Origin of the sequence: Corynebacterium sp. HMSC055A01, from assembly GCF_001809405.1 — a bacterium.
GTDB lineage: Bacteria > Actinomycetota > Actinomycetes > Mycobacteriales > Mycobacteriaceae > Corynebacterium > Corynebacterium hesseae.
Map to the genome: position 1 here is coordinate 117,042 of NZ_KV797536.1, position 16,828 is coordinate 133,869.

Consider the following 16,828-nt stretch of genomic DNA (forward strand, 5'->3'; position numbering starts at 1 on the left):
CCCTTTATTGCGGTGAGCCCTCTTCGGTATTGAGGCGCTGCGCCTCGCCCGGGCCCTTCAGCCGGATGATGTTATAGGCGCCCTCGGCAAGATGGGCACGAAGATCCTTTTTGTCGAACTTGCCCACCGAGGTCTTGTCGATGGACTTTACGAAGGTCCAGTACTCCGGCAACATCCAGGAGGGCAGCTCGGAGCGCATCCCGTCACGCAGGCGCTCGGCGGTCTCAATCGTGGGGCTGATATCCGCGGCGAGCACGGTGACGGCCAGCGGGCGCTCGACCCACTGCTTGTCGGGGTAGCCAATGACGGCGCATTCGAGCACCACCGGGTTGGCCATGATGAGGTTTTCCAACTGAACGGAGTAGATCCACTCGCCGCCGGACCGGATGACATCGCGCGCGCGATCCTCCACGGTGAGGAAGCCATCCTCGTTGACGAATCCGACGTCACCAGTGCGCAGCCAGCCATCGGCCGTGAACTTGGAGGCCGCATCTTCGACGTCCTTCCCGCGGAATTCGTGGGCGGCGCCGCCGTCCTCTGAGGTGGGTGAGTGATAGTAGGAGCCGGTCACCAGGTTGCCGCGCACCTGGATCTCGCCGGCATTACGGTCCGTGGTGTTGACCACGTGGCCGTCATTGACCACCCGGTATTCCAGGGAGGAAGGAAAGCGCCCCTGGGAAATGCGGTAGGCCCACCGGGCCTCACCCGAGGCGCCTGAGGGCGGGCGCGCCACGGTACCCACCGTGGTGGTTTCCGCCATGCCCCACACGTGAACCACGTCCACGCCATAGCGCTCCTCCCAGCTCTTGATGAGCTGCGGCGGGACGGGCGATCCGCCGGCGAAAATCTCCGTCAGCGTCATGCGCTCCGGCGGATTCTTGAGGTAGTGCACGAAGAGCTGAATCCAAATGGTGGGCACGCCATGCGCCACGCGCGGGGAGGTGGCGGCGATGATTTTGGCCAGGGTAGCGGGGGAGACGTCGGCGTCGGGAAGCACCAGCGGCGTGCCCGTCATCCACGCCGCAAAGGGAACGCCCCAGCTCAACACGTGATAGATAGGGATGCAGCACAAGAAGGTCTCACCATGGGTCACGCACAGGGAGTCGGAAGAGCGCAACTGCATCCCTTCCAAAAACAGGGCGCGGTGCGAGTAGAGCACACCTTTCGGCGCGCCGGTGGTGCCAGTGGAGTAGCACAGGGCGGCAGCGGTGTGCTCATCCAACACCGGCCAGTTGTAGACGGTGGAGCGCCCATCCAGAAGCTGTTCGTAGCTATACACCTCAACGTTGTCCGGCAGGGCAATGCTGGGCTTGTCGACGCCCGTGAATACCACCGCGCGCACGCACTCCACGCCGTCCAATACGCGCGCGAGCTGCTCCGCTAACCGGGCATCTGCGACGATGACGCGAACCTCGGCGTGGTTGATGATGTGCCGGATCTGATCATTCATGAGCTGCTTGTTGAGCGGCGTAAACACCGCTCCCTTGCAGGCAGTGCCAAAAAGTACTTCGAGGTGCTCTGCGCAATTCCACATCAGGGAGCCCACGCGTTCATCACCGGTGATGCCGAGCGTGTCATGCAGGGCGTGGGCGAAAGCGGCGGCGCGTGCACCGATATCGGCGAAGGTCGTCTCTTCGCGTTCGTTGCCGGGATTGGCGCTGTGCCACGTGACTACCTGGGTTTGGCTGTGGACGGAGGAGCCGTACTCCAGGATGCGGGTGAGGGACAGCGGGATATCCTGCATTGTGGAGAGCATGCGCACCACTTTAGCCGTGTCAGTGTGAGCGCGGTGGATGGATGCGGTATAGTTATTCGCGACTGGCGGGGAAAGCCTTCCTCGCACCTCCGAGCTCCCTCCACGGTGCGCACACCTGCGGTGAAAAACTCATGGCAGTCCAACGGTGCGCGCGGCAATGAGAGGGTAGAGATACGCTCGCAGTCGCCTTCTTAAAATATCTCCCCGCGATTGACCCGCGGCCGCTTCCTTGAGTTCTTTTCGGAGTTCTGCAAGGAGTTCTTCACGTTCTGCTCCGCAGGGCCGGAGAGGGGGGAGAGCCAAAGAAAACCACCGCCCACGGGGATCGCGGTTGCGTGAACTCGCTGGTGGCGGCGGACCATCTCAATTACACACTGGCTTCCAACGCCCACGTGGAGCGGCACCACGCACAGTGCGGGTGCGGCTGAATAGACGGCGCGCGTTGGTGAAGCGACGAAAGGATATCCGTGAGCGATACGGACAAGACCGCAGCACAGGATCTCGCGTCCCTGAAGCTGCCGGAATTGCGCAAGCTGGCTGCGGAGCGCGGACTTCGCGGCGTCTCCGGACTGCGCAAGGGGGATCTCATCACCGCACTGACCACCGGCCAGGTGCCAGCACGCGGCGCGAAGGCCGCTGCCCAAGCGGAGCCCAAGAAGGACGAACAGCCGCGCCGCGCTACCCGCAAGGCTTCTCGCCCTGCCGGCGCCGCTGACCAGGAGTCCGAGCAGCCGGAGCAGGATAAGAAGCGCAAGCAGGACCAGCCGAAGCAGCAGAATGATGAAGCTGCCAAATCTGACAAGGCTGATAAGTCCGAGCACAACGACGGTAACGACGAGCACCGTTACGAGTCCCGCTCCCAGGCTCGCCGCGCCCGCCGCAACCGCGCCCGCCGCCAGGAGCGCGAGGCCCGCGAAGAGGCCAAGGGTAACGGCAATGGGAACAACAACGGTGCCGAGGACAATAACGGCAAATCCGAGGACAACCAGTCCCGCGGTGGAAACAACTCCGATAACGGCGATCGCGGCAATGGCGGCAACGGTGGCGGCCACAACAATAACCGCCGCGACAACCACCGCAACGACGATGACAACAATGGTGGCGGCCGCCGCAACCGCCGCAACCGCCGTAACCGCCGCGGGCGTGACCGTGATGGTGGCGGCAATGGCGGCAACGATCTGCAGATCCGCGAGGGCGATGAAGTACAGGTAGTCGGCGGCATCCTGGAGGTCGTGGACAACAACGTGGCCTTCCTGCGCACCACCGGCTACCGCGCGGCCAGCTCCGATGTCTTTGTTAACAACAACCTTGTGCGCCGCCTGGGGCTGCGCTCCGGCGACGCGCTGACCGGCAAGGTCAAGGTTTCTGGCCCGACCCACACCCACGGCAACGGCCGCAACCGCCGCAAGTACAACCAGCTGGTGGAGGTCGACACCGTCAACGGACTGGATCCGTCGACTGCGAAGGACCGCCCGGACTTCTCCAAGCTCACCCCGCTTTACCCGAACCAGCGCCTGCGCTTGGAGACGGACCCGAAGATCCTCACCACCCGCGTCATCGACCTCATCATGCCGATTGGTAAGGGCCAGCGCGCGCTGATCGTCTCCCCGCCGAAGGCCGGTAAGACGACGATCCTGCAAAACATCGCCAACGCCATCGCCACGAACAACCCGGAGTGCTACCTCATGGTGGTCCTCGTGGACGAGCGCCCCGAAGAGGTCACGGACATGCAGCGCAGCGTCAACGGTGAGGTCATCGCCTCCACCTTTGACCGCCCGCCGTCAGAGCACACCTCCGTGGCGGAGCTGGCCATCGAGCGCGCCAAGCGCTTGGTGGAGCAGGGCAAGGACGTCGTCGTCCTCCTTGATTCCATCACCCGCCTGGGCCGCGCCTACAACAACTCCTCCCCGGCTTCCGGTCGCATCCTGTCCGGTGGTGTCGACTCCAACGCCCTGTACCCGCCGAAGCGCTTCTTGGGTGCTGCCCGCAACATCGAAAACGGTGGCTCGCTGACCATCATCGCCACCGCGATGGTGGAAACCGGCTCCACCGGTGACACGGTCATCTTCGAGGAATTCAAGGGCACCGGCAACGCCGAGCTCAAGCTCGACCGCGCCATCTCCGAGCGCCGCATCTTCCCGGCCGTGGACGTCAACCCGTCCGGCACCCGCAAGGACGAACTCCTCCTGGTTCCGGAGGAGGCGCGCATCATGACCAAGCTGCGCCGCATCCTTTCCGGCCTGGATTCCTTTGCTGCCATCGATTTGCTGATCAAGCAGCTCAAGAAGACCCGCTCCAACGGCGAATTCCTCATGCAGGTGGCCTCGTCTGCGCCCATGGCGGCAGATATGGATGAGGAGGACTACAAATAATGTCGAACCAGGTTTCCCTCGTTGATGACATCGTCTCCGAGTACCAGGGCATCGAGATGCAGATGGCTGACCCGGACGTAGCCGGAGATCAGAAGCAGTTCCGCAAGCTGTCCAAGCGCTACGCTGAACTGCGCCCCATCGTTGCTGTCAACGATGAACTTGTCCAGGCCCGCCAAGACCTGGCCGACGCCAAAGAGATGGCCTATGAGGACCACGAGTTCCAGCCCGAGGTTGAGCGCCTCGAACCGCTCGTCGTGGAACTGGAGGAGAAGCTCGCGGATCTGCTTGCTCCGCGCGATGAGCAGGACTCTGAGGACATCATCATGGAGATCAAGGCCGGTGCCGGCGGCGAAGAGGCAGCACTTTTCGCTGGCGACCTAGCCCGCATGTACGAGCGCTTCGCCGACAAGGCCGGCTTCCAGTGGGAGGTCCTGGGCCTCAACGAGTCCGACCTCGGTGGCGTCAAAGACATGTCCATCTCCTTCAAATCCAAGACCCCGTCTCGTGATGGCGCGTGGAGCGTGTTCAAGTTTGAGGGCGGCGTCCACCGCGTGCAGCGCGTTCCGGTGACCGAGTCCCAGGGCCGCATCCAGACCTCCGCAGCCGGTGTGCTGGTCTACCCGGAGCCGGAAGAAGTCGAAGCAGTCAACATCGATGACAAGGACATCCGCGTTGACGTCTACCGTTCCTCCGGTAAGGGCGGCCAGGGCGTGAACACCACCGACTCCGCCGTGCGCATTACCCACCTGCCCACGGGCCTGGTGGTGACCTGTCAGAAGGAGCGCTCCCAGATCCAGAACAAGGCGCGCGCCCTGCAGGTGCTGCAAGCCCGCCTGGATCAGATGGAGCGCGAGGCACGCGAGGCCGAGGCCGGCGAGCAGCGTGCATCCCAGGTGCGCACCATGGACCGCTCCGAGCGCATCCGCACCTATAACTGGCCGGAGAACCGCATTACCGATCACCGCATCGGCTACAAGGCAAATAACCTCGACTCCGTTCTCAACGGCGACATGCACGACCTCATCGAGGCCCTGCAGGCCCAGGAGCGCGCCGAGCGCCTCGAGGCCGAGGGCTAGAAGGCTAAGGCACGGTTATTAACGGTGACTTTTCACACCTATAGGAAGGCGCTTCGTGATGCCACGGAGCGCCTTCGCGCTGCCGGGGTGCCTTCACCCGAATGGGACGCGCGCCTGTTGGCCGCCCACCTCATCCACCGCGGGCACATGGACATCCCCCTCGACGAGCAACCGATCCCTGGGTTTGACGTGGCCTATGGGGCGTTGGTGGGGCGTCGTGAAGCGCGCGAACCACTCCAGCACATCCTGGGCGTCGCGTGGTTCGGTCCTCTCGAACTCGAGGTCGGCCCGGGCGTGTTCATTCCACGCCCGGAGACGGAGGTGCTCGCCGACTGGGGAGTTAAGTTTCTGACGAAACTTAACTCGGGGAAGATGACGAAACTTAACTCGTTGGGGACAAAGGAATCTAACTCGTCGGAATCTCCCCGTGTCGTGGACTTGTGCGCTGGGTCCGGAGCGCTCGCGCTCTACGTTGCGCACTACGTGCCACAGGCCGAGGTGTGGGCGGTGGAGCTTGCCGACGCCTCCCTGGCCTACACCCGCCGCAACGCCGCAACCGCAGTGCACGGCGGGGCGGGAACCGTACACGTGGTCCAAGGGGATGTCACCGAGGCGGACCTCTTGTCGGAGCTGCACGGCACCGTTGACCTCGTGCTGACGAATCCGCCATACGTACCGGAGACCCCGGACCTGGAACCGGAGGTCTACCAGGATCCTCACGAGGCAGTGTTCGGGGGAGTAGATGGCATGGAAACCATCAACGCGATGATCCCGACCATCGCTGCGCTGCTGCGCCCCGGTGGCCGCGTGGGCATCGAGCACGACGACGACACCTCCCAACAGGTGCAGGAAGCCCTGCGCGCGCATGGAGGATTTAGCCACATCGAGGTGCTCAAGGATCTCACTGGCACCGCCCGCTTTGTCACGGCACAGCGGGGAGTACAGTAGATTGGTCGAAGATTGGTCGACAAGCCGACAAGAACGGGATTAAAGGAGAGACCAATGCAGGGACAGATTTATAACTGTGCGGACGCCGCCGAGCGCGAAGAAGGAATGGCTCTTGCCGTCAAGGCGGCCAAGTCGGGGCGGCTTGTGGTGATGCCCACCGATACGCTCTACGGGCTGGGCTGCGATGCCTTTGATAACGACGCCGTGGCTAGCCTGCTGGCCACCAAGCACCGCGGCCCAGACATGCCGGTACCGGTGCTCGTGGGCTCCTGGGATACCGTCAAAGGTCTTGTCGCGTCGTTGGATGATACCGCCCAAACGCTGATCGAGGCCTTCTGGCCGGGCGGACTATCCATCGTCGTGCCGCAGGCGCCTTCGCTTCCCTGGAACTTGGGCGATACCCGCGGTACGGTGATGCTGCGCATGCCGCTGCATCCCATCGCCATCGAGCTCCTGCGCGAGGTCGGTCCCATGGCGGTATCCTCCGCGAATATCTCCGGCCAAACCCCACCCACCACGGCGATTGCCGCCAAGCAGCAGCTGGGTAAGGCCGTCACCGTCTACCTCGACGGGGGAGAAGCAAAGGTAGGCAAGCCATCCACCATTATCGACCTGTCTGGCTCCCGCCCTTATCTTTTGCGCGAAGGCGCATTGAGCGCTGAGCAGATCGGTGAGGTCATCGGAGTATCCGCAGAGTCCTTGCGCACCCGCCCGGGCGCCCAATCCTCTTAAGGAGACCTCAGTGGCTGGAACCGGAGTGCCGCTGCGCGAGCTAGCGTTGGTGATCTTTGTCGCGGCGGCGTTTACCTACCTCACCACCGGACTGGTGCGCACCTTCTTAGTGCGCAGCGGACAGGTGGCGGAGATTCGCCTGCGCGATAGCCACTCCCAGCCCACACCGCAGCTCGGCGGGGTGGCGATGTTCACGGGTTTTGCGGCCGCCGTCTATCTCGCAGGCCAGCTTCCAGCCTTGACTCGCGGCTTTATGCCCGTCACGCCTGAGATGAATGCTGTGCTGTGGTCAGCCGCAGCCATCGTCCTCGTGGGCGTGGTGGATGACTTGGTAGAGCTGAGTGCTCTGGTCAAGCTCATCGGTCAGCTCGTCGCCGCGGCCATCATGAGCGGGTTGGGGTTGACGTGGACGCTTCTCTTCCTGCCTTTTGGCGATGGGACTACGGTCATCCTGGACCAGGTCCAGGGGACACTCTTGACTACGTTCTTTACGGTCCTGCTTATCAATGCCATCAACTTCGTCGACGGGCTCGACGGTTTGGCGGCCGGGCTGGGCATGATCGCCGGCGGCGCCATCTTGGTCTTCTCGCTGACGGTTCTGCACGACCAGGGCGGTGCAGTGTCCGCGTATCCGCCGGCGATTATCGCCGCCGCTCTTGTTGGTGTGTGTGCCGGGTTCCTACCTCACAACTTTGAGCCCTCCCGCATCTTCATGGGGGATAGCGGTGCGATGCTCATTGGTTTGCTCCTTGCGGCGGCGTCGACGTCTGCCTCCGGCAAGATCAACATGTCTTTGTACGGCACCGTGGACATTGTGGCGTTGATGTCACCCGTCATCGTCGTGGTCGCCGCGGTCTTTATTCCAGTCCTGGACCTTGTCTGGGCCGTCATTCGCCGCGTATCGCAGGGGCGCTCGCCTTTCGCTGCGGATAAGGCGCACATTCACCATCGGCTGCTCTCCTTGGGGCACACGCACCGACGCACAGTACTGGTGCTTTATTTATGGGTCTCCGCGGTGGCGTTTGGGGCCGTCTCCTTTTCTATCGTTCCGGCCCCTGCGGCCGTGGCTTTGGCGGTTCTCGCGCTTGGCGTGGCCTTCGGCGTGACCCTGATTCCGCTGCGCCAGGGCAAGATTGGGCGTCGGCCGCGGGCTACCAGTGTGGTGCTGGAAACTGATCCTTCCTGAGGTAGGGTATGGGGCTGTGACTGATTCAACGACCTCCGAAGAGCTTTCGCCCTACGACGATCATCGTCGCCCCCTCAAGCGCGCCCTGCGTCTCGGGGTCATCGGCCTTATCGTCGTAACCATCGCGTCCCTGTCCATCTGGGGTGGCGTTCGCGGAGTGCCCGGAATTTGGGGAGTACTCGTCGGCGCGGCCATCGGCGGCGGCTTCGTGCTCTTTACCGCGGCCTCGGTGCTTATTACCGCACGCACGACACCCTCGACCACGATGGCTGTGGTCCTAGGTGGCTGGTTGCTTAAGGTCGTCATCCTCATCATGGTGTTGTTGCTGATCAAGGACCTAGAGTTCTACGACACGATGGCCCTCTTCGTCACCGTGCTGCTGGCGCTGGCGGTGACGTTGGGAACTGAGGTATGGGGCGTGGTCACCTCCAACGTGACTTACGTGTCTTAGCCTTTCTCGACCTTTTTCAGTGAGCCACTGCTCCCGGTGACCCCGGGAGGGTGGCTTTTTGTGTAGCGAAATGACGCCGCTTCGGGCGCTCATTACCCCCGTCAAGGTGGGAAAACGCGGGTGTGTGACCAAATACACTTAGTAGGGTTTTGGCAGAATGTGGGCGTTTTATGCGGCCGCACGGCGCTGGGCTGTGCCTTTAGGTTCACAACGCTGCCCCCACGTGCGAAAACTTGAGGGCGAACTGATAGCATTCTCTTCGGGTTACCGCGGGTTAGCGTCATGCTATCCCGAAAAAGTACGGTTTATCCTTGCCCTGTTTACGCTGATGTGCGACGGAGTCCGTGAGCAGGGCAAAGAGCTTGAGACGTCCATCGCACCACATAGCCTTCGACAAGCTGTGTGGCCCGAACACGGGAGAGAACGCTGAGCGTTACGACATTGGCCATGAAGGGTGAGTTTCACGCACCCGAACTGGATCCAGAATTTTTCCCGGGGCACGTAACCGAAGATGGTGGAGTCGTCGATCTCCTGTTCGCCGATTTCGCCAACGGTTGGTTCGCTTTGGATCGCATCATGCTGGTCCGCCTGTTTATGGCGGCTATCTTGGTGCTCCTTTTTGTTGTCGCCTTCAGGAACCCGAAGCTGGTTCCTAAAGGATTGCAGAACGTAGCGGAGCATGCGATTGACTTCGTACGAATTCACATCGCAGAAGACATCTTGGGCCGTAAGGAAGGACGCCGTTTCCTTCCGATCCTGGCCACGATCTTCTTCGGTGTTTTGTTCTGGAACGTAGCAACTATCGTTCCAGCCCTAAACATCTCTCCGAATGCTCGTATTGGTATGCCAATCGTGCTGGCAGTCGTTGCGTACATCGCCATGATTTACGCCGGCGCAAAGCGCTTTGGCTTCGGCAAGTTCGTCAAGTCCTCGGTGGTTATTCCTAATCTGCCGCCGCTGCTGCACGTGCTTGTTGTGCCGATTGAGGCTTTCTCTACGTTTGTCATGCGTCCAGTCACGCTGGCTCTTCGTCTTATGGCGAACTTCCTGGCTGGCCACCTCATTTTGGTCCTGTTGTACTCGGCAACGAACTTCTTCTTCTTCCAGTTCAACGGTTGGACCGCACTGAGTGGCCTCACTCTGGTCGCAGCGGTTCTGTTCACGCTGTACGAAATTATCGTCATCTTCCTGCAGGCATACATTTTTGCCCTGCTGACGGCGGTATACATCGAGCTGTCGCTGCATGCAGATTCGCACTAACAACAACGCGAACCTCGCGGTTAACTAAATACCCCAAAACCACCACTTCCCCCGCGGAACAATTCGCGGGAAAACATTGAAAGGGAACGACTTTCATCATGAACGAAATCATTCTTGCTCAGGCCGCTGACGAGTCCACCCTCAAGGGTCTCGGTGCTATCGGCTACGGCATCGCAACCATCGGCCCGGGTCTGGGCATCGGTATCCTCGTCGGCAAGACCGTCGAGGGCATGGCACGTCAGCCGGAGATGGCTGGCCAGCTGCGTACCACCATGTTCCTGGGTATCGCCTTCGTTGAGGCCCTGGCACTTATCGGCCTCGTTGCAGGCTTCCTGTTCTAAAGAGCGCTTTACACAAAGTAAATCGAACTTTAAGAACGGAGCCCCATGAACAACGTCATTTACTACCTTGCAGCAGAGGGAAGTGAGCCCCTGCCGCTGGAGAGCGGCAACTCCATCCTTCTGCCCAAGATGTACGACTTGGTCTGGTCGATCATTCCGTTCGCCATCATCCTGATTGTGTTCTGGAAGCTTGTTCTTCCGGCATACAACAAGATGCTGCAGGAGCGTGAAGACCGGATCGAAGGTGGCCTTAAGCGTGCGGAGGCTCAGCAGGCCGAAGCAAAGGCCGCTCTGGAAAAGTACAATGCTCAGCTCGCTGATGCTCGAGCAGAGGCTGCGGAGATCCGCGAGCAGGCGCGCGAGCGCGGCAAGCTGATCGAGGCAGAGGCTAAGGAAGCTGCAGAGGAAGAGTCTCGTCGCATCCTGACCGCCGGCGAGAAGCAGCTTGAAGCTTCCCGTGCACAGGTCGTGTCTGAGCTGCGTTCCGACATCGGACAGAACTCCATCAACCTGGCAGAGAAGCTGCTCGGCGGCGAACTTTCGGACGCCACCAAGCAGTCCTCCACGATTGATAACTTCCTGTCCGAGCTCGACACTGTGGCACCGGCCGGAAAGTAGGCAACGATGAAGGCAGCTAGCCGCGAAGCACTCGCTACCGTTGAGTCCAAGCTGGATGAGTTCCTCTCCGGCGACCGCTCGGTGGCGACTGCTACCCAGGCAGGCCAGGACCTCTTCGAGGTGGTCCGCGTCCTCGACGGTGACCGCGAACTGCGTGTCGCGCTGACCGACGACGCCGCTACCTCCGAGGAGCGCAAGTCTCTGGCCCAGACCCTTTTCGGCGGAAAGGTCACCCCGGTTGCACTCCAGGTGCTGCAGGAGGCCACCGCCGCGCAGTGGTCGACGCCGCGTGATATCGCCCGTGGCCTCATCATCCTCGGCCGCCGCGCACTGCTGCGTGGCGCTGAGTTTGAGGGCAAGCTGGGCCAGGTGGAAGACGAGCTCTTCTCCCTGTCGCGCGTGCTTGACCGCGAAGGCGAACTGACCCAGCTGCTTTCAGACCGTACTGCGACCACCGACCGCAAGGTTGGGTTGCTGGCAAGCGTGCTCTACGGGAAGGTCACCATGGTTACTGAGGCGCTCGCGCTGCAGGCCATTGGCCGCCCGGAGCAGAACCCGATTGATGATATCGCCGGTTTGGCGGACACTGCGGCACAGCTGCAGGGCCGTTCCATTGCGCGCGTGACCACTGCGGGTGAGCTGAACGATAGCCAGCGCGCAGCACTCGCTGAAAAGCTGGGCAAAATTTATGGTCGTGCGATGTCCATCCACTCTGAGGTTGACACCAGCCTCCTCGGTGGTATGACCATCCGCGTCGGCGACGAAGTCATTGACGGCTCGACGGCAGGCAAGATTGCCCGCCTGCGCGCCCAGATGGCATAAGCCGAAACGACAGAAACGATTAAGTAATTGCTGGAAGATACTACCGAGAGCAGGAAGAACATGGCGGAGCTGACGATCTCCTCCGATGAGATCCGTAGCGCGATTGCGAACTACACCTCGAGCTACTCCGCGGAGGCCTCCCGTGAGGAGGTCGGCGTGGTCATTTCGGCAGCTGACGGTATTGCGCAGGTTTCGGGCCTGCCGTCCGTCATGGCGAATGAGCTGCTCGAGTTCCCCGGCGGCGTGATTGGCGTCGCACAGAACCTTGACACCAACTCCATCGGTGTCGTGGTCTTGGGCAACTTCGAGTCGCTGAAAGAAGGCGACGAGGTCAAGAGGACCGGCGAGGTTCTCTCCATCCCTGTGGGCGAGGAATTCCTCGGCCGCGTAATTAACCCCCTGGGCCAGCCGATTGACGGCATGGGCCCGATCACCGCTGAAGAGGACCGCGTCCTCGAGCTGCAGGCACCGTCCGTGCTGCAGCGTCAGCCGGTGGAAGAGCCGATGCAGACCGGCATCAAGGCTATTGACGCGATGACCCCGATTGGTCGCGGTCAGCGTCAGTTGATCATTGGTGACCGTAAGACGGGTAAGACCGCTGTCTGTATCGACACCATCCTGAACCAGAAGGCTAACTGGGAATCTGGCGACAAGAACAAGCAGGTTCGCTGCATCTACGTCGCCATCGGCCAGAAGGGCTCCACCATTGCTGGTGTGCGCCACACCCTGGAGCAGCACGGCGCACTGGAGTACACCACCATCGTGGCGGCTCCGGCATCCGACGCCGCCGGCTTCAAGTGGCTGGCACCGTTCTCCGGTGCAGCTCTGGGTCAGCACTGGATGTACCAGGGCAACCACGTCCTGATCATTTACGATGATCTGACCAAGCAGGCCGAGGCCTACCGTGCGATTTCCCTTCTTCTGCGCCGTCCGCCGGGCCGCGAGGCTTACCCGGGCGACGTCTTCTACCTCCACTCCCGTCTGCTGGAGCGCGCTGCGAAGCTCTCCGACGACATGGGTGCAGGTTCCATGACCGCATTGCCGATCATCGAGACCAAGGCGAACGACGTCTCCGCCTTCATTCCGACCAACGTTATTTCTATTACCGACGGCCAGGTCTTCCTGGAGTCCGACCTGTTCAACCAGGGCGTCCGTCCGGCAATTAACGTTGGTGTGTCGGTCTCCCGTGTTGGTGGTGCCGCACAGACCAAGGGTATGAAGAAGGTCGCCGGTAACCTGCGTCTTGAGCTGGCTGCCTACCGCGATCTGCAGGCCTTTGCGGCCTTCGCATCCGACCTGGATCCGGCCTCCAAGGCTCAGCTGGAGCGCGGTGAGCGTCTCGTCGAGCTGCTCAAGCAGTCCGAGTCCTCCCCGCAGCCTGTCGAGTACCAGATGGTGTCCATCTTCCTCGCAGACCAGGGCATCTTCGACGTCGTTCCCGTCGAGGACGTACGCCGCTTCGAGAAGGAGCTGCACGATCACCTCAACTCTGCAACCCCGCAGGTGTTCGAGCAGATCCAGAGCGGCACCGCTCTGACCGACGAGTCCAAGGATGCACTTGTTGCAGCAGCTAAGGACTTCACTCCGTCCTTCCGCACGACCGAGGGCCACAACCTCGGCACCGAGGCGCCGGTTGACCCGCTCGCCGCGGATGACGTGAACAAGACCGAGCTCAACGTCTCCCGCAAGACGGCCAAATAGAGTTTCGCACGCTCTAAGAATTAACCGTCTAGAAAAAGAAGGGAGGAGCGAACACCATGGCTAATCTTCGTGAACTGCGTGACCGTATCCGGTCCGTCAATTCCACCAAGAAGATCACCAAGGCACAGGAGCTCATTGCTACCTCGCGCATTACCAAGGCTCAGGCCAGGGTAGAAGCGGCACAGCCTTATGCACGTGAACTGTCCAGCGTGCTCAACAAGCTGGCGGCGCACACGTCCCTGGATCACCCGATGCTCCGGGAACGCGAAGATGCCAAGGTAGCCGCCATTCTCGTGGTCTCTTCTGACCGCGGTATGTGCGGTGGCTACAACAACAACATCTTCAAGAAGGCGGCCGAGCTGGAAGCCCTGCTGAAGAGCGAGGGTTTCGAGACCGTCCGCTACGTCACCGGTAATAAGGGCGTTGGCTTCTACAAGTTCCGTGAGGCCGAGGTCGCTGGCAGCTGGACTGGATTCTCGCAGGATCCGACCTGGGAAAAGACGCACGACGTGCGCCGCCACATTATCGACGGCTTCGTTGCCGGTTCGAATGGCCAGGCCAAGACCCGTGAGGGTATCCACCTGGAGGGCGAGACCGTTCGCGGTTTCGACCAAGTACACGTTGTGTACACCGAGTTCGAGTCCATGCTGACCCAGACCGCGCGTGTGCAGCAGCTGCTGCCGGTGGTACCGGTTATCGAGGAAGAGGACTACAACCTGGGTGAGTCCGCGCTTTCCGACGCCGAGCCGAATAATCAGATCACTCCTGATTACGACTTCGAGCCGGATGCGGACACCCTGATGGAAGCGCTGCTTCCGCAGTACGTTTCTCGCCTCCTGTTTGCGATGTTCTTGGAGTCCTCGGCCTCCGAGTCCGCCGCACGCCGTACCGCAATGAAGTCTGCAACCGACAACGCTACCGAGCTGGTCAAGGACCTCTCGCGCGTGGCCAACCAGGCCCGTCAGGCGCAGATTACCCAAGAAATCACAGAGATCGTCGGTGGCGCTGGGGCGCTCGCCGAAAGCGCAGAAAGTGACTAGATTATGACTACAGCTCTGCAAGAGCAGAACACACAGTCGTCGGCTACCGCCGGCCGTGTGGTGCGTGTCATCGGTCCGGTCGTCGACGTGGAGTTTCCGCGTGGCGGGCTGCCGGCACTGTACAACGCACTGACCGTCGAGGTGACCCTCGAGGCTGTTGCAAAGACCGTCACCCTTGAGGTCGCTCAGCACCTCGGTGACAACCTCGTCCGTGCCGTGTCCATGGCTCCGACCGACGGCCTCGTCCGCGGTGCAGCCGTGACCGACACCGGCAAGCCGATTTCCGTCCCGGTGGGCGATGTGGTCAAGGGCCACGTCTTTAACGCCCTCGGTGACTGTCTTGACCAGCCGGGTCTGGGCCGCGACGGCGAGCAGTGGGGCATCCACCGCGAGCCGCCGGCATTCGACCAGCTGGAGGGTAAGACCGAGATCCTGGAGACCGGTATTAAGGTCATCGACCTGCTGACCCCGTACGTGAAGGGCGGCAAGATCGGCCTCTTCGGTGGTGCAGGTGTGGGTAAGACCGTTCTTATCCAGGAGATGATTACTCGTATCGCACGCGAGTTCTCCGGTACCTCCGTCTTCGCCGGCGTCGGCGAGCGCACCCGTGAGGGCACCGACCTCTTCCTCGAGATGGAGGAGATGGGCGTTCTTCAAGACACCGCACTTGTCTTCGGCCAGATGGATGAGCCGCCAGGAGTCCGTATGCGAGTGGCTCTGTCCGGCCTGACCATGGCGGAGTACTTCCGCGATGTTCAGAACCAGGACGTGCTGCTGTTCATCGACAACATCTTCCGTTTCACCCAGGCCGGTTCTGAGGTGTCGACCCTGCTGGGCCGTATGCCTTCTGCCGTGGGTTACCAGCCGACCCTGGCTGATGAGATGGGTGTGCTGCAGGAGCGTATTACCTCCACCAAGGGTAAGTCCATTACCTCCCTGCAGGCCGTGTACGTGCCGGCCGATGACTACACCGACCCGGCTCCGGCGACCACCTTCGCCCACCTCGATGCCACCACCGAGTTGGACCGTGGTATTGCTTCGAAGGGTATTTACCCGGCAGTGAACCCGCTGACCTCTACCTCTCGTATTCTGGAGCCGTCCATCGTGGGCGAGCGCCACTACGAGGTGGCACAGCGTGTCATCGGTATTCTGCAGAAGAACAAGGAGCTCCAGGACATCATCGCCATCCTTGGTATGGACGAGCTGTCTGAGGAAGACAAGATCACCGTTCAGCGTGCTCGCCGCATCGAGCGCTTCCTGGGCCAGAACTTCTTCGTCGCAGAGAAGTTCACCGGCCTGCCGGGCTCCTACGTGCCGCTGGCCGATACCATCGATGCTTTCGAGCGCATCTGCAACGGCGAATTCGACCACTACCCGGAGCAGGCCTTCAACGGCCTGGGTGGCTTGGACGACGTCGAGGCTGCGTACAAGAAGCTGACCGAGAAGAAGTAGGGAGAGGCACATGGCTGACATCACCGCCGAATTGGTTTCCGTCGAGCGCCTGCTGTGGACCGGAAAGGCCACCATGGTGACGGCTGAAACCACCGAGGGTGAGATCGGCGTGCTTCCTGGCCATGAGCCCATGGTCGGTCAGTTGATCGACAATGGTGTAGTGACCATCCACCCGGCGGACGGCGATCGTCGTGTCGCCGCTGTCCAGGGTGGCTTCCTCTCCGTGTCCGAGAACAAGATCACCGTCCTCGCTGATTGGGCCATCTGGGCCTCGGAGGTCGATGAAGCACAGGCACAGGAAGACCTGAAGTCTGAGCGCGAGCTGACGAGGTCCCGTGGCGATGCCGCATTGCGCGCCGCCCGCCGCTTCAACAGCTAACGGATGAGCGGAGAGGGAAACGACGGGCAGCAATGACCGCCCTTCCCACTCTCACCTAGGAACCCCACACCCTCGCTAAGAGGGGGTGGGGTTCCTTCGTGATCTGCGCCAAAGGTCAAGCAAGGACTAGCATTGTCTCCTCCGCGAGCGGTAGAATCAACGCAACGTTTCTTACTCGCGGTGAAGGAAATCAACCCATGAACTCTCAGGTGCTCCAAGGGCTATCTATTCTTTTAGGTCTGTGCGCACTGATTTTTCTGGTTGTCGTCATTCTGGCCGCAGTACGGTTTTTTACGGTGCGTTCCCGCGGAACGGGCATCCTTCTGCGCCGGCTTCCTTCGAAGGACTCCCATACGTGGCGTCATGGCCTCGTGCGCTATGACGGTGAATATATGGAGTACTTCAAGCTTCGCTCCGTATTGCCGCGCGCCAACAAACGCTTTAATCGCCTCGACATCGAACTGGGCAGCACCCGCCCAATGGATGATGACGAGGCTTCTTTTATGCCCTCTGGCCACCAGATCATCCGGATTAGCATCGATGGGCGGGACTATGAGATTGCCTCCGATGCGCACGGGATCATGGCCTTGAACGCGTGGGTGGAATCGGCGCCGTCGAAGCGCCAAGAGAAGTTGGATTATCGCCAGATGCGCCAGCGCGCTACCCGCTTACCAAAGAAGTAGTGCCCAACGAT

16 protein-coding genes are annotated in these 16,828 nt (G+C 61.4%); 15 read left to right on the plus strand and 1 reads right to left on the minus strand.

Annotation, left to right across the window (positions count from 1 at the left end):
* Positions 1–4: 4 nt before the first annotated feature.
* Positions 5–1,756 (minus strand): long-chain fatty-acid--CoA ligase, encoded by a 1,752-nt coding sequence (locus tag HMPREF2604_RS02605; RefSeq protein ID WP_070525166.1) that lies wholly within the window; start codon positions 1,754–1,756, stop codon positions 5–7.
* Between the two features lie 467 nt (positions 1,757–2,223).
* On the opposite strand from HMPREF2604_RS02605, the gene rho reads away from it, so the two are divergent.
* The 15 genes from rho to HMPREF2604_RS02680 all read left to right on the plus strand — a co-directional run bounded on the left by rho (position 2,224) and on the right by HMPREF2604_RS02680 (position 16,817).
* Positions 2,224–4,128, plus strand: a complete 1,905-nt coding sequence (rho, locus tag HMPREF2604_RS02610) for a transcription termination factor Rho (protein WP_070525168.1) — start codon at positions 2,224–2,226, stop codon at positions 4,126–4,128.
* Positions 4,128–5,204 carry a peptide chain release factor 1 gene (gene prfA / locus HMPREF2604_RS02615; protein ID WP_046648926.1) on the plus strand — a complete coding sequence of 359 codons (1,077 nt, stop codon included), beginning with the start codon at positions 4,128–4,130 and terminating at the stop codon, positions 5,202–5,204. Before rho ends, prfA begins: the two co-directional genes overlap by 1 nt.
* A gap of 24 nt (positions 5,205–5,228) precedes the next feature.
* A complete protein-coding gene (gene prmC, locus HMPREF2604_RS02620; RefSeq protein ID WP_070525170.1) occupies positions 5,229–6,152 on the plus strand; it encodes a peptide chain release factor N(5)-glutamine methyltransferase in 924 nt (307 codons plus the stop codon).
* 54 nt (positions 6,153–6,206) lie between these two features.
* A complete protein-coding gene (locus HMPREF2604_RS02625) occupies positions 6,207–6,884 on the plus strand; it encodes an L-threonylcarbamoyladenylate synthase (protein WP_070525172.1) in 678 nt (225 codons plus the stop codon).
* Between the two features lie 10 nt (positions 6,885–6,894).
* Positions 6,895–8,070 carry an MraY family glycosyltransferase gene (locus HMPREF2604_RS02630; RefSeq protein WP_070525174.1) on the plus strand — a complete coding sequence of 392 codons (1,176 nt, stop codon included), beginning with the start codon at positions 6,895–6,897 and terminating at the stop codon, positions 8,068–8,070.
* 16 nt (positions 8,071–8,086) lie between these two features.
* A complete protein-coding gene (locus HMPREF2604_RS02635) occupies positions 8,087–8,521 on the plus strand; it encodes a Cg1360 family ATP-synthase-associated protein (RefSeq protein WP_070525176.1) in 435 nt (144 codons plus the stop codon).
* A gap of 447 nt (positions 8,522–8,968) precedes the next feature.
* Positions 8,969–9,781, plus strand: coding sequence for a F0F1 ATP synthase subunit A (gene atpB, locus HMPREF2604_RS02640; RefSeq protein ID WP_070525178.1), 813 nt, complete (start codon positions 8,969–8,971; stop codon positions 9,779–9,781).
* 98 nt (positions 9,782–9,879) lie between these two features.
* On the plus strand, positions 9,880–10,122 hold the full coding sequence (locus tag HMPREF2604_RS02645) for an ATP synthase F0 subunit C (RefSeq protein WP_010187073.1): 243 nt from the start codon (positions 9,880–9,882) through the stop codon (positions 10,120–10,122).
* 45 nt (positions 10,123–10,167) lie between these two features.
* A complete protein-coding gene (locus tag HMPREF2604_RS02650; RefSeq protein WP_070563036.1) occupies positions 10,168–10,740 on the plus strand; it encodes a F0F1 ATP synthase subunit B in 573 nt (190 codons plus the stop codon).
* A gap of 6 nt (positions 10,741–10,746) precedes the next feature.
* A complete protein-coding gene (locus HMPREF2604_RS02655) occupies positions 10,747–11,562 on the plus strand; it encodes a F0F1 ATP synthase subunit delta (protein WP_070563039.1) in 816 nt (271 codons plus the stop codon).
* A gap of 60 nt (positions 11,563–11,622) precedes the next feature.
* Positions 11,623–13,263, plus strand: coding sequence for a F0F1 ATP synthase subunit alpha (gene atpA / locus HMPREF2604_RS02660; protein ID WP_070563042.1), 1,641 nt, complete (start codon positions 11,623–11,625; stop codon positions 13,261–13,263).
* Between the two features lie 56 nt (positions 13,264–13,319).
* Entirely contained in the window at positions 13,320–14,303 is a 984-nt protein-coding gene (locus HMPREF2604_RS02665) for a F0F1 ATP synthase subunit gamma (RefSeq protein ID WP_070525185.1), read from the plus strand.
* Positions 14,304–14,306: 3 nt separating this feature from the next.
* A complete protein-coding gene (atpD, locus tag HMPREF2604_RS02670; protein WP_010187062.1) occupies positions 14,307–15,755 on the plus strand; it encodes a F0F1 ATP synthase subunit beta in 1,449 nt (482 codons plus the stop codon).
* A gap of 10 nt (positions 15,756–15,765) precedes the next feature.
* Positions 15,766–16,134, plus strand: coding sequence for a F0F1 ATP synthase subunit epsilon (locus HMPREF2604_RS02675; RefSeq protein ID WP_070525187.1), 369 nt, complete (start codon positions 15,766–15,768; stop codon positions 16,132–16,134).
* 197 nt (positions 16,135–16,331) lie between these two features.
* Positions 16,332–16,817: a DUF2550 domain-containing protein gene (locus HMPREF2604_RS02680; RefSeq protein WP_070525192.1), complete on the plus strand. Its 486-nt coding sequence runs from the start codon at positions 16,332–16,334 to the stop codon at positions 16,815–16,817.
* Positions 16,818–16,828: the final 11 nt, after the last annotated feature.

Coding starts and splice junctions, on each gene's coding strand:
- HMPREF2604_RS02605 (WP_070525166.1), bottom strand. CDS start 1,756: ATGCTCTCCACAATGCAGGATATCCCGCTGTCCCTCACCCGCATCCTG.
- prfA (WP_046648926.1), top strand. CDS start 4,128: ATGTCGAACCAGGTTTCCCTCGTTGATGACATCGTCTCCGAGTACCAG.
- HMPREF2604_RS02625 (WP_070525172.1), top strand. CDS start 6,207: ATGCAGGGACAGATTTATAACTGTGCGGACGCCGCCGAGCGCGAAGAA.
- atpB (WP_070525178.1), top strand. CDS start 8,969: ATGAAGGGTGAGTTTCACGCACCCGAACTGGATCCAGAATTTTTCCCG.
- HMPREF2604_RS02645 (WP_010187073.1), top strand. CDS start 9,880: ATGAACGAAATCATTCTTGCTCAGGCCGCTGACGAGTCCACCCTCAAG.
- HMPREF2604_RS02650 (WP_070563036.1), top strand. CDS start 10,168: ATGAACAACGTCATTTACTACCTTGCAGCAGAGGGAAGTGAGCCCCTG.
- HMPREF2604_RS02655 (WP_070563039.1), top strand. CDS start 10,747: ATGAAGGCAGCTAGCCGCGAAGCACTCGCTACCGTTGAGTCCAAGCTG.
- atpA (WP_070563042.1), top strand. CDS start 11,623: ATGGCGGAGCTGACGATCTCCTCCGATGAGATCCGTAGCGCGATTGCG.
- HMPREF2604_RS02665 (WP_070525185.1), top strand. CDS start 13,320: ATGGCTAATCTTCGTGAACTGCGTGACCGTATCCGGTCCGTCAATTCC.
- atpD (WP_010187062.1), top strand. CDS start 14,307: ATGACTACAGCTCTGCAAGAGCAGAACACACAGTCGTCGGCTACCGCC.
- HMPREF2604_RS02675 (WP_070525187.1), top strand. CDS start 15,766: ATGGCTGACATCACCGCCGAATTGGTTTCCGTCGAGCGCCTGCTGTGG.
- HMPREF2604_RS02680 (WP_070525192.1), top strand. CDS start 16,332: ATGAACTCTCAGGTGCTCCAAGGGCTATCTATTCTTTTAGGTCTGTGC.